This is a genomic window from Microcoleus sp. LAD1_D3, assembly GCF_036702135.1.
In the GTDB taxonomy this organism is placed as follows: domain Bacteria; phylum Cyanobacteriota; class Cyanobacteriia; order Cyanobacteriales; family Microcoleaceae; genus Microcoleus.
Map to the genome: position 1 here is coordinate 1 of NZ_JAUBSB010000101.1, position 12,569 is coordinate 12,569.

General features: G+C 46.2%; 15 protein-coding genes. 6 read left to right on the forward strand and 9 right to left on the reverse strand.

All coding sequences use genetic code 11. The annotated features are described in order from the left end of the window. Positions 1–246: 246 nt before the first annotated feature. The 6 genes from QUA74_RS28375 to QUA74_RS28400 form a co-directional block, all read right to left on the reverse strand. Positions 247–834, reverse strand: a complete 588-nt coding sequence (locus QUA74_RS28375) for a GNAT family N-acetyltransferase (RefSeq protein ID WP_333335822.1) — start codon at positions 832–834, stop codon at positions 247–249. Positions 835–912: 78 nt separating this feature from the next. Continuing rightward, positions 913–1,164, reverse strand: coding sequence for a DUF4926 domain-containing protein (locus QUA74_RS28380; protein ID WP_333335825.1), 252 nt, complete (start codon positions 1,162–1,164; stop codon positions 913–915). Beyond that, entirely contained in the window at positions 1,161–1,535 is a 375-nt protein-coding gene (locus QUA74_RS28385) for a type II toxin-antitoxin system RelE/ParE family toxin (RefSeq protein WP_333335828.1), read from the reverse strand. The genes QUA74_RS28380 and QUA74_RS28385 overlap by 4 nt, the downstream gene beginning before the upstream one ends. Next, positions 1,525–1,809: a hypothetical protein gene (locus QUA74_RS28390; protein WP_333335830.1), complete on the reverse strand. Its 285-nt coding sequence runs from the start codon at positions 1,807–1,809 to the stop codon at positions 1,525–1,527. The genes QUA74_RS28385 and QUA74_RS28390 overlap by 11 nt, the downstream gene beginning before the upstream one ends. 93 nt (positions 1,810–1,902) lie before the next feature. Then, positions 1,903–2,244: a XisI protein gene (locus QUA74_RS28395; RefSeq protein ID WP_333335833.1), complete on the reverse strand. Its 342-nt coding sequence runs from the start codon at positions 2,242–2,244 to the stop codon at positions 1,903–1,905. 64 nt (positions 2,245–2,308) lie between these two features. Beyond that, complete coding sequence (locus tag QUA74_RS28400; protein WP_333335836.1) at positions 2,309–3,166, reverse strand: hypothetical protein; 858 nt, start codon at positions 3,164–3,166, stop codon at positions 2,309–2,311. 196 nt (positions 3,167–3,362) lie between these two features. Here QUA74_RS28400 and QUA74_RS28405 point away from each other — a divergent pair, with 196 nt between their 5' ends. Then, positions 3,363–3,797, forward strand: a complete 435-nt coding sequence (locus QUA74_RS28405; protein ID WP_333168755.1) for a GNAT family N-acetyltransferase — start codon at positions 3,363–3,365, stop codon at positions 3,795–3,797. 153 nt (positions 3,798–3,950) lie between these two features. Here QUA74_RS28405 and QUA74_RS28410 read toward each other — a convergent pair whose 3' ends face one another. From QUA74_RS28410 to gltB, 3 genes are all read right to left on the reverse strand, one after another. After that, on the reverse strand, positions 3,951–4,298 hold the full coding sequence (locus QUA74_RS28410; protein WP_333335839.1) for a XisI protein: 348 nt from the start codon (positions 4,296–4,298) through the stop codon (positions 3,951–3,953). 39 nt (positions 4,299–4,337) lie between these two features. Continuing rightward, complete coding sequence (locus QUA74_RS28415) at positions 4,338–4,841, reverse strand: GUN4 domain-containing protein (protein ID WP_190693291.1); 504 nt, start codon at positions 4,839–4,841, stop codon at positions 4,338–4,340. Between the two features lie 148 nt (positions 4,842–4,989). Beyond that, positions 4,990–9,576 (reverse strand): glutamate synthase large subunit, encoded by a 4,587-nt coding sequence (gltB, locus tag QUA74_RS28420; protein WP_333335841.1) that lies wholly within the window; start codon positions 9,574–9,576, stop codon positions 4,990–4,992. A gap of 197 nt (positions 9,577–9,773) precedes the next feature. Here gltB and QUA74_RS28425 point away from each other — a divergent pair, with 197 nt between their 5' ends. The 5 genes from QUA74_RS28425 (at position 9,774) to QUA74_RS28445 (ending at position 12,305) form a co-directional block, all read left to right on the forward strand. Next, entirely contained in the window at positions 9,774–9,992 is a 219-nt protein-coding gene (locus tag QUA74_RS28425) for a DUF433 domain-containing protein (RefSeq protein ID WP_333335844.1), read from the forward strand. Positions 9,993–9,995: 3 nt separating this feature from the next. Next, positions 9,996–10,316 carry a DUF5615 family PIN-like protein gene (locus QUA74_RS28430; protein ID WP_333335847.1) on the forward strand — a complete coding sequence of 107 codons (321 nt, stop codon included), beginning with the start codon at positions 9,996–9,998 and terminating at the stop codon, positions 10,314–10,316. A gap of 18 nt (positions 10,317–10,334) precedes the next feature. After that, positions 10,335–11,132 carry a Fic family protein gene (locus QUA74_RS28435; RefSeq protein ID WP_333335850.1) on the forward strand — a complete coding sequence of 266 codons (798 nt, stop codon included), beginning with the start codon at positions 10,335–10,337 and terminating at the stop codon, positions 11,130–11,132. Between the two features lie 279 nt (positions 11,133–11,411). Beyond that, positions 11,412–11,831 (forward strand): phosphomannose isomerase type II C-terminal cupin domain, encoded by a 420-nt coding sequence (locus tag QUA74_RS28440; RefSeq protein ID WP_333335852.1) that lies wholly within the window; start codon positions 11,412–11,414, stop codon positions 11,829–11,831. Positions 11,832–11,975: 144 nt separating this feature from the next. Continuing rightward, positions 11,976–12,305 carry a HesB/IscA family protein gene (locus QUA74_RS28445; protein ID WP_006630924.1) on the forward strand — a complete coding sequence of 110 codons (330 nt, stop codon included), beginning with the start codon at positions 11,976–11,978 and terminating at the stop codon, positions 12,303–12,305. The last annotated feature ends 264 nt before the right edge of the window (positions 12,306–12,569 follow it).

A 12,569-nucleotide genomic window follows, 5' to 3' on the forward strand; every position in this document is an offset into this window, starting at 1 on the left:
TGCTCCTTCTATCAATGGCTAAGTTTTAGCTATCGATTACAAAAAGCGCTCCTAGAAATAGGGGCGCTTTTTGTTTGGGGAAAAATATTTTTACTGCGAGGATGGGAAGTATAGCTGCCGGCAAGGGAGTTATATCGAGCTTATTTGAGGCGGCAATTCGCGGAGATAACAGTTCCCTCGCTTCTGGTAACTCCTGTTAGGCTGGATTGAGGTCGGCTTCTGCTTGGAGACTCACTCATGATAAATTCAAGTTTCTTTAAACATCACAATACATTCATAATTTTCTAAATCGAGAAATAATAGGTCAACTTGCAAACTTCCTATTTGTTCAAATCCCTGTTTTTGGTGAAACATTAGGGAACGAGTATTAGCTATTGGCTGGGTAACAATAAACAGCGAAATAAATGAATTTGGAAAAACTTGATAAATTTCTTTATACATAAATCGAGCAACACCTCTACCCATCCAATCTAACTTTGTTGCTACTCTTTCTAGATAAAAATGCCGATGGCGTGTGAATCTTTTCTTAAAAACCTCATCTTTCCAGATAATTTTATCCAAGATTTCATCTGATATTTTTGGTTGTGATATAGCCACAAATCCCAGAATTTCTCCATCGGTTTTAGCTACCACAAAATATCTGCATGAATTATTTAAGCTTTGGACAATCTCATCTTCAGTAATTTGTGTTAGCAAAAAGCCGCGCTCGATCGAGGTATTTTGACCGCGCGCATGAGAATTGTGAATATTGACGATCGCCTGTATGTCCTCTCGATCGGCTTCTCTAAAAATTAGATATTCCATTGCATAGTTTGTAGGAACGCTGTCATACATTTGCGATTTTAACGCTCAGGTTTATCTATTCTAACAGCTAGATATAGATCGCATACCACATTTAGTTTTGTAAATATTTTAGGGGCGATCGCCTTCGGACAATATCATGACTGTAGGTATGTCTGCACTTGTGGGCGATCGCAAATAACTTCCAGGTAGTGTCGCAACTGCTACAGTGTTTGCCAACAGATCGAAAAACTCAACGCTATAACCTGTTTCTAGTCCCTCAACGTGATGCTGTTCTACAACCGTACCGATATCGCCAGCATCAAGTCCTTCTTCTGGAAGGTTGCACAGTAAAATAACATCAGAATAAAGTTGATAGTTCATAATTCTTCTGATTCGGGAAATTGTTGCTCGTATTGGGCTAGAATTTCTCGAACTGTTTCGGCGGCGATGTCTGATAGGTCTGATTTAGAATAGATAGTCACCAAAACGATCGAATCGCTAGTTTTGAGGTAATAAATAGCACGGTAGCCAACGCTTTTGCCTTTTTGAATGTCGCTGTTTTTAATTCGGACTTTAAAAATTTCGTACTCCATTCCCGGAATGCGCGAACCCGGAAGTTCCCCCGATCGAAGTTGGGCGATTAGAGGTTCAATGTCTTGGCGAATGTTGCGATAGCGTTTGGCTAAAGTTCGCAAATCCCGTTGAAATCGAGGGGTAAGTTCAATTTGGATCGGTTGCAGATCAATTGTCATCAATTCCATCCCACAGTTGAGACAAGGGGAGAGTTTGTCCGGTAATTGCCTCATGGAAGCCTTGCTGAATCCCTTCGATGACAGTTTCAGTGGGGTCATCATCGGGATCGATATCAGTGTTTTGATGAATTTTTTGTTGCAGTTCTTTGAAGCGTCCTTTATAGATATCTTCCCATTTATCGGACTGCAAGAATTTGATGAAAGCTAAGACTTCTTGTTGTTGGTCTGGCGATAAGACCTTCACATTTTCCAAAATGGCTTGTTCGACGGTCATAATTATCACTTTTTTTTGATTGCTATTTTACAATCTAGTAACAACATTATATCAAACGGGTGGGTCAACAGCAATTCAAAGTTTGATAAATTACTAGGAAACTACTGCAAAATCTGTGTACTGTCGCATTCCAGGCTCGTGAAATGCCAATACAATATCTTCCTTGGGAACCCCTGCACGCACCAAATCCGTTGCAATCCCATCTTCTGTCCAGTCTTCCTCGATCCAGAATTTGCGATCGCGAATCCGAACGTAAACAGTGATATCGGTAATGCGATCGCCCTTTTGCCAGCCAAGATTCATCCAGATGTAATGACCGTTTTGTTCGTCGGTAATCAAGAATGTCTCGATGTCTGGTTGAGGATGGCGGCACAATTCTACATACTCGGTCAAAATACGTTTGATTAATTGGAGATACTCGATTAGTTTATCCATTGGACTATTTTCTCTACTATCGATCGACCTTTTTTCCCATCGCACTGCGCGAATTGCGATCGCATCAAATACCTGATTCAGTAAAAGCTAGGTTCAAATCATCAATCAATTCCAATTGTTGGGCCCACTCTGTTAAGTAACGCCGATCCAAATTCTCAGATTGGACTTTCAGAATTCCCAAAATATCATTCCATTGTTTTTGAGACTGAGACTGTTGCCGCCAGAGCAGTTTTGCCAACACAATATCTTCAGGAGAAGCAACCCAAAATTGTTCTACACCAGCTTCGTCAAGCGCTTCTAATCGTCGTCTTGCCATTTTTGAACGATCGAATTCAGTATTAGAATTCAGCACAATATCAGCGTTCAATACAGAAGTCATGTGAGTGACGCTCAACACCATCCCTCTACCCTCTTGAATATCTTGTACCGAACCCGGAGGGCAGTAAAAACCAGCCGTTTCTAGTGCTTCAACTAATGGAAAAATATTGTCCCGCAGCAATTCAATTACTAAATCTAAATCGCGTGTTGTTCTCGGGTCGCCATAGACAGAAGCGGCAACGCCTCCTGTAATATAATAAGAGACACCTAATGTTTCAAAAATTGGGTGCAACAGTCTAGCAATTTCGCTGGGGTCTTGCGTCCACATAGATGGCTCACTGGTGGGGGTTAAAATTGGCAACCACTTGCTACCTAATATCGATCGAGCAAATCGCTCTTTGTAGGTTGAGGGACAAGCTTTTTTCATCCCGCGCAAGCTAACAGTTTTTGCCCAACGATTTAATTTTGCCCCCATTTGCCACCGTTGGGAATTGGTGAGTTGCCGCAGTAGGTAAAAATCAATTGCATCAGCTTCAGGAGTTTTATCATCCGACTGGGGACGGTATCCAGGTTTGATGGATATTTTCGGTATGGATTGAATCATTTTGCTTGTTGATTTCCCTAATTCTATACATGATATCAGTTAACAAGGCTCACTGTAGGTCTGTCTGCACGGGTTGGCGATCGCAAATAACTTCCAGGTAGCGTGGTAGATACAGGAAAATCCTCAGAATCTTTTGACTTTGTGTTGACAGCAAATAAAATATGCAGTAATTTAAGAAAAAATTTGAGTAAGTAAGATGATTGACTACCGAGATAATGAAAACTTGTCTTTTGAGGAATATTACGACTTCTTAAAAAGGAGCGATCTTGGTAGTCAGTACCCCAAAGAGCGTTTTGAAGAAAGGGTAAGGAAGCTTTTGACTACTCGCTCAGTCGCTGTTACCGCTAGGAATGATGAAGGGAAGCTAATCGGGGTAGCCTTTGGTATTACGGATTTTGTTTATTTCCTTTTTGTCACAGACCTGGGTGTGGACAGGTCTTATGCAAAACAAGGAATAGGAAGTGAATTATTGGTTCGCATCCGAGAGATGGTTGGTGGGGAAGATGATATTACGGTCGTTACAGTCGCACATGAAACCGCAATGGGTTTCTATGAGAAGTGTGGATATATATCTGAAAACTGTCTATTTTGGAAGCCTTGCAAACTTTGGAGTGAATTCAAAGTAATTTAGCTCAGCAAAGAGATGAGTTACTTTCCCTTGCTTAAGGAAAGCATAAGTAATTGAATTTAGAGAAACTGGCTTCCCGACAATTCGGTAGCAACTTTCCTGTTCTTCAATGTACTGTTTTGTTGTTAGAGCTGCTGTAGTCATATCGATTAAGTGCTAAGAAACTACTGCAAAATCTGTGTACTGCGGCATCCCAGGCTCGTGAAATGCCAACACAATATCTTCCTTGGGAACCCCTGCACGCACCAAATCCGTTGCAATCCCATCCTCTGTCCAGTCTTCCTCGATCCAGAATTTACCATCGCGAATCCGAACGGAAACAGTGATACTGGTAATGCGATCGCCATTAGGCCAGCCCAGATTCATCCAGATGTAATGACCGTTTTGCTCGTCTGCAATCAAGAATGTCTCGATGTCTTGTTGAGAAGGGCGATTATTGCACAATTCTAGATACTCGGTCAAAATACGCTTGATTAGTTTGGGATATTCGATTAGTTGATCCATTGCACAATTTTCTCTACTTCTGTATTTACGATAATTATTTTATAGATGACAAGCAGATAGTTTGGAATCTAACCAATGCAATCCCAATCCCCAGCTATTTCCACCAGGGACGATGACTCTTCTATGTCCTAACCAATATACAAAAGTATGGGGAAGATGACCAAGGGGAGCGCGGAGTTCATAGGTCATTCTACTATTAAATGAATCCCATTTAACGTATTCGCAGAATTTGTCATAATCTTTGCCCGCTTCTTGCCAAATAGACCTTTGTACTGAAAATCCGAAACGCTCATTTGAGTATTTTACCCAAAGTTGGTTAATTGTTTGGAGGTCTGTACAAGGAAAGTTTACCCAATCTGAATGCCCTAAATAGCCTAATTTTTCACAGCACGCTACCCAAAGTATAATTTGTTTAGTTTCGCAATCAGCTTCTTTAAACTTGCCCTCTGCTAAAAAATTGCGTAATTGAGTGTAATCAGCTCCGCTTTCTGAAGCTAGATTAAGAAATTGGTTGTCATAATTTAAAGATTGAAAATCACTCATGGTCAGCGCCTAAGATATTTTGAATATGAGATTATTTGACTTGAGCCGTATGAATTTGCTTCGCGCCCGCTTCGAGAAACCCATGCTTGAGTTAATTATAGTTTTGTAGGGTGCGTTAGGCCGTAGCCGTAACGCACCCATACTAATACTAGCTGCCGCCAATCCGGGCCACATCGCGAGCATTTTCTTCAAATGCAGCCGTCAGCGCATCATCACCGCTTAAACCCGATGCGATCGCCCTTTCAATAGCCTGCAACACCCGCTTATAATCCCTCGGCATCACCTTCACAAACACCGGCACCATCGAGTCCCAATTTGCCAAAACCTTCGATGCTTTCGCACTTCCAGTCAAATCAACGTGAGTCTGAATTAACTGCCGCAAATCGCTAATTTCCTCAACATCCTCCAGTTTTTCCAAATCCACCATCGACATATTGCAGCGAGTAGCAAAATCCCCCGCCTCATCCAAAATGTAAGCAACACCGCCACTCATACCCGCTGCAAAATTGCGCCCGGTTTCGCCCAAAACTACAACTTTGCCGCCAGTCATGTACTCGCAACCGTGATCGCCCACACCCTCAACTACTGTATTCACGCCGGAGTTACGCACCCCAAAACGTTCGCCCGCCATCCCTCGGATGAAAACCTCGCCGGCTGTCGCGCCGTAAAGCACTACGTTACCGACAATCACGTTTTCCTCCGCGACAAAGGTGGAAGCCTGCGACGGATACAAGATGATTTTGCCGCCGCTGAGCCCTTTGCCTAAATAGTCGTTAGCTTCGCCTTCGAGCTCCAGGGTGACTCCCTTGGGCACGAATGCGCCAAAGCTTTGCCCAGCGCTGCCTTGAAAGTGCAGGTGCACCGTGTCATCCGGCAAACCTTCCCAGTGGCGTTTGGTGATTTCGTTGCCGAGAATTGTGCCGACAACGCGGTTGATGTTGGTAATCGGCAGTTTGGCGTGTACCTTTTCGCCGTTTTCGATCGCACCTTTGCACAAATCCAACAACACACTCATGTCCAGGGACTTTTCCAACCCATGATCCTGCGCCATCTGACAATAGCGCCCGACATCCGCCCCAACTTCCGGCTGATAAAGGATTTTCGAGAAATCCAAACCCTTAGCCTTCCAGTGTTCCACCGCTTGCTGAGGTTCTAAAACATCAGTGCGGCCAACCATTTCATTCAGCGTGCGGAAGCCCAACTGCGCCATAATTTCCCGGACTTCCTGCGCGATGAAAGTCATAAAGTTTACCGTGTGATCCGGGTCGCCGGTAAAGTTTTTCCGCAGCAGCGGGTCTTGGGTCGCCACGCCCACCGGGCAAGTGTTCAGATGGCAAACGCGCATCATGATGCAGCCCAATGTCACCAGCGGCGCGGTAGCAAAACCGAATTCCTCAGCGCCCAGCAGTGCAGCAATTACTACATCGCGACCGGTTTTCATTTGACCGTCAGTTTCCACCACAATCCGGCTGCGGAGATTGTTGAGTACCAAAGTCTGGTGAGTTTCCGCCAGTCCCAACTCCCAAGGTAATCCCGCGTGTTTGATCGAAGTCTGCGGCGAAGCGCCGGTTCCGCCGTCGTAGCCGGAAATCAACACGACATCGGCGTGGGCTTTCGCAACACCCGCCGCGATCGTCCCGACACCAACTTCCGACACGAGTTTCACGCTAATCCGCGCTTCCCGGTTGGAATTTTTCAAGTCGTGAATCAATTCGGCCAAATCTTCGATCGAATAAATGTCGTGGTGAGGAGGAGGCGAAATCAATCCCACACCCGGAGTCGAGTTCCGCACCTTCGCAATCCACGGGTATACTTTTTTACCCGGCAACTGTCCGCCTTCACCGGGTTTCGCGCCTTGCGCCATCTTGATTTGCAGTTCCCGCGCTTGGGAAAGGTACAAGCTGGTAACGCCGAAACGGCCGGAAGCAACTTGTTTGATCGCGCTGTTTTTCGAGTCGCCGCGATCGTTCGTCCAAGTGTAGCGATCGGGATCTTCCCCGCCTTCACCGGTATTCGATTTGCCACCAATGCGGTTCATCGCTACTGCTAGCGATTCGTGCGCTTCTTTAGAAATCGAACCATAACTCATCGCCCCAGTTTTAAAGCGTTTGAGAATAGATTCGATCGGCTCAACTTCCTCAATGGGTATCGATTCCCGCTGCTTGAATTGCAACAAACCGCGCAAGGTAAAATGCTGCTGGTTTTGTTCATTAACCAGCCCAGAATACTGTTTGAAAAGCGTATAACTGCCCTCGCGCACCGACTTTTGCAGCGCGTGAATTGTCTGCGGGCTAAACAAATGCGCCTCGCCTTCTTTCCGCCACTGATATTCGCCGCCGACATCGAGAGTATGTCCGCTGGATGGGCGGTCTGGGAAAGCGTGATTATGGCGTAAAATTGCTTCTTGGGCGATGACTTCGAGGTCTACGCCTTCAATCCGCGATGCCGTCCAAGCAAAGTATTTATCGACTACGGATTTGTTTAAGCCGATCGCCTCAAAAATCTGCGCGCCGCGATAACTTTGAATTGTGGAGATCCCAATTTTCGAGGCAACTTTCGTCACACCTTTAGTTGCCGCTTTGACGTAGTTTTTGCAAGCTGTTTTGTACTCGACATTTAGCAGCAATCCTTCGCGGATCGAATCGGCGATCGTCTCAAAGGCCAAATACGGATTAATCGCGCCGCAACCATATCCAATAAGTGTCGCAAAGTGATGCACTTCGCGCGGTTCGCCGGATTCGAGCACGAGTCCCGCCCGCGTGCGCGTACCTTTACGGATCAAGTGGTGGTGCAGGCCCGCAACTGCCAGCAGCGCCGGAATTGGGGCTTTGTCTGGATTGACACCCCGATCGCTCAAAATGATGATATTCACCCCGGAGGCGATCGCGCTGTCTGCTGCTGCAAAAACCTCTTCTAAGGCTTGTTCGAGACCTTTTACGCCGCTTTTGGGGTCAAACAAAATCGGTAGTGTAATCGACCGGAAATTGCCCTCATTTACGTGTTTGAGCTTAGCTAATTCTTCATTGCTGAGAATCGGCGTTTTCAGTTCAATCAAATGACAGCTTTCCGGTTCTGGTTTGAGCAAATTGCGTTCAGCGCCGATCGTAGTTTCGGCAGAAGTTACAATTTCTTCGCGGATAGAATCGATCGGCGGATTGGTAACTTGAGCAAACAACTGCTGGAAGTATTCATAAAGCAGTTTTGGCCGATTGGAAAGCACCGCCAGCGGCGTATCCGCACCCATCGCGCCGACAGCTTCCACGCCATCTTTCGCCATCGGCGCTAACAGTAACCGCAGTTCTTCAAAGGTGTAGCCAAAGGCCATTTGCCGCTGCAATAATGTTTCGGGGTGAGATTCTGGTAATGCCGGCGCATCTTTGAGTTTGGCGATTTCGACCATGTGCTGGTCGATCCACTGGCGGTACGGGTGTTCTGTGGCGATTTTGGTTTTAATTTCCTCGTCAGAGACGATGCGGCCTTCCTCGGTATTTACCAGGAACATCCGCCCCGGTTGCAAGCGACCTTTTGATACAATTCGTTCTGGGGCGATCGGCAAAACTCCCGCTTCCGATGCCATAATTACCAAGTCGTCTTTGGTAACGCAGTAGCGGGAAGGGCGCAAACCGTTGCGATCGAGCACGGCCCCGATCGATGTACCATCGGTAAAGGCGATCGAAGCTGGGCCGTCCCAAGGTTCCATCAAGCAAGAATGGTATTCATAGAAAGCCTTTTTCTCGTCACTCATCGACTCGTGGGCTGTCCAAGGTTCGGGAATCATCATCATTACAGCGTGCGGCAAAGAACGCCCAGCCAAAGTCAGCAATTCCAAAGCATTGTCAAAAATCGTCGAGTCGCTGCCTTCGATATTGATTAAATTGGGGATTTTCTTTAAGTCATCGCCGAATAGTTCCGACTCGAACAGCGATTGCCGCGCGTGCATCCAGTTAATGTTGCCGCGCATCGTGTTAATTTCGCCGTTGTGGGCGATGTAGCGGTAAGGGTGCGATCGTTCCCAGCTCGGAAAAGTATTCGTGCTGAAGCGCGAGTGAACTAGGGCTAGAGCGCTTTCCATGTCCGGGTCGTGCAAGTCGGGATAGTAATCGCCGACTTGCACCGGCATTAACATACCCTTGTAGACGATCGTCCGGCACGAGAGAGTGGAATTGTACCAGTAGGGGTCTGTGTTAGTCCTGCGGATGGCATTGTGAGCCCGTTTGCGGATGACGTACAGTTTCCGCTCGAAAGCCGCCTCATCGATACCTGCGGCCCGCCGGAGGAACACTTGCTGCATGAAGGGTTCGCTAGATTTGGCGGTGTCGCCGAGGGACGAGTTGTCCGTGGGAACATCGCGCCAGCCCAGCACTTCCTGGCCTTCTTCGGCGGCGATTTCCTCAAAAATGCGTTTGCCGTTTTCGCGTTCAGTTTGATTTGGCGACGAGTAAATCGCGCCAACGCCGTACTCGCCGGCTTCGGGAAGTTCGATGTTTAGAGCCGCCGTTACTTTCTTGAGAAACTTGTGAGGCACCTGCATCAAAATCCCCGCCCCGTCTCCGGTGTTGGGTTCGCAGCCGCAGGCGCCCCGGTGATCGAGGTTCAGCAGGATTGTCAGTGCCTGCTCGACAATTTCGTGGGATTTGTTACCCTTCATGTGTACGATGAATCCTACTCCGCAAGCGTCGTGCTCGAACTGCGGATCGTACAAGCCTTGTTTTTGTGGCAGTCCGTTGCTGTTCATTTTGATGTGTCTCTCAAAGTGGTGAAAAGATGTCGATCTAGAGTAGAGGGTGGGATGCCGATCGCTCTAGTATCATGTATTATATGTGGATCTACTCAATTAGGTAGAGTTACCAAAAAATCCAAGCTTTTTATATCCGAGTAAAATAATAGTTAAAGCCGATAACTTAACTAGGAAACCCGGAGGTCTAAATATTTATGCTTAAACACTCTTCAATTATTAGCGCGTCTCCTGAGATTATGGGCGGAACCCCAGTTTTTGCTTGTACTAGGGTTCCGGTACAAACACTTCTGGACTATCTGAAAGCAGGAGAATCTATTGATGATTTTTTAGATGGATTCCCAACTGTGACTAAAGAGCAAGTCATCGCCTTGCTGGAACAGGTAGAAAAACAGCTTGTTGGCATGGTGGCCTAACGCATGAAGCTTCTTTTGGATGAGTGTATCGATCGCAAATTTGCCAGAAAATTTGTTGACCATGAGATAAAAACGGTTCCACAAATGGGATGGGCAGGTGTAAAAAATGGTCAACTTCTTGCCCTTGCAGAAGCAGAGTTTGATGTTTTCATCACCGTCGATCGCAACTTGTCGTTTCAACAGAATTTGCCTCAGTTCGATATTGCGGTAATTGTTCTGCAAGCACCATCCAATCGCTTGGCAGATTTGAAGCCTTTAGCTCCAAAAGTTTTAGCTATTTTAGCTATGGCAACTAGAGGACAAGTTACGATTGTCAGTGCATAGCTTTAAGAAATACGCTCTATGCAATTTTTCTCAACCACTCAATCCTCGATCGCCCATCAACCCTATAATAACTTTATGGCGTTGTTAGTGCGACTGTATCCTCAGCGTCTGGGTGACATTCTCCACCAGCATTTTGCCTTCTCATCCGCGATGAACCTTTCTGAAAAATTGCAACAAGTCGATCGACTCAAAGCCTGGTTAGATAGCTTTCGGCCGCTTCCTCCCACCCTGGTTGCAGAATTGAAAAAACTCTACGATGTTCGGTTCACCTATCATTCTAATGCGATCGAGGGAAACACCTTAACGCAGCGCGAAACCGAATTAGTCCTAGAAACTGGCATCACTGTGGGTGGCAAAACTTTGCGCGAACACCTAGAAGTCATCGGACATCGAGATGCGATCGACTATATTGAAATGCTAACGCGATCGGACACGGAGATCGGTGAATGGGAAATTAAACAAATTCACAACTTAATTATAAGGGCGATCGCCCCGGAGGAAGCTGGACGCTATCGGCAGTTAGATGTCAAAGCCGCCGGTACCGAATACCTCTATCCGCCTCATTATTTGCTTTTGGGTTTGATGCGGGAATTTATCCAATGGCTCAACATTGATAAAATCCGATCGTTACATCCGCTAGAGTTGGCAGCCGAAGCACATCTTCGCTTTGTTTCGATTCATCCATTTCGGGAGGGTAACGGACGCACCGGGCGGCTATTGATGAATCTGCTGCTGTTGCGGGCGGTATATCCCATTGTCATTATCTGTAACCAGATGCTAGAAGTTTTGCAGCAGCAGTCTCAAGAGCTGGATTAGGATTCGCCTTTAATCAATATTCAAGAACCAGCGCCCTTTCTATGAAGATTTGATGTAGATTGGGGCGATCGAGCCAATACCGGGTGACAACAGCTATGTTGGTTTTGCTATGGTTGTTAAGGCAAGTCGATCGGGCTGAGCACACATCTTGCAAAACTCTACAATCGGCTAACCAGTCCCCGCAGGTGGGCTTCGGTTTTAACTTATAGATTAGTTAATCTCAAAAAACAACATCGTTTACCAAAGGATTCAGCAAGCAATCCTCAAGGAGTGAAAATCATGGTTCCGATTCAAGAAATTTCTCAAGTATCTACCCTGCACGCACCTGCGGCACCCAACGGAATAGCCGCTACAGAATTGCGGCCTTGGGGCTCATTTACGACTCTAGAAGAAGGCCCAGGATATAAAATTAAGCGGATCGAAGTTAAGTCCGGACACCGCCTCAGCCTGCAAATGCACCACCACCGCAGTGAACACTGGATCGTGGTTTCTGGTACTGCAAAAGTTACTTGTGGCGAAACAGAAATTATTCTGTTTACCAATCAGTCTACCTACGTTCCTCAGTGCACTTCTCACCGCCTGGAAAATCCGGGAGTTATCCCCCTGGTTTTAATTGAGGTGCAGAATGGCGAATATCTCGGAGAAGATGATATTATCCGCTTTCAAGACGATTATGCTCGTAATGAAAAGGCTAAGTAACTCAAGTTGCTAAAGATATAGCGGTAAGGTGCGCTGTGGCGCACCCTACATTCTCCGGGTAAGGTGCAGGGCTAGGCACATTCTAAATTCTCAAAACTCAACACTACTCCCAAATTAACAATTACCAATTACCAATTACTCATAATGATTCATCTGAGCAAAACAGCAGCAACAGAAGTAACGCGCCTCAAGTCGAAGCATCCGAACCCCAATGCTTTATTTCGTCTGGGCGTGGAATCGAGCGGCTGCTCCGGTTTGTCTTATACAATGGCATTTGACGATGCGCCAGCCCCAGAAGACGCTGTATGCGAGTCGGAGGGAATTGAAGTTGCGATCGACCCCCAGCACTTAAAATATCTCAATGAACTCACCTTGGATTATTCAGAAGACTTGATGGGCGGAGGTTTCCGATTTCACAATCCCAATGCCGCCCAAAGCTGTAGCTGCGGCAACTCCTTTTCTGCCAAGGAATAATCCCTAGGATGACACTCAAAGAATTAGAAAAAGTCCAAAAAACTTTCAAAGAAGTCCCTCAAGACTACCGATATCGACGCCAGTTCAGCATTAGGAATTGATGGCAATGTCGAACTCAGAACTCCCGATACTTACCCCCTTATGACTAAAAGCAACTGCCACAAATAGGGGTGGGAATTTAGGTATGTAGGGCTTGCTGAAAAAGTAAGAAAACAGCATTTAGAAAGATGAATGAACTCGCGAATCCCTTGATAATATAAGCTT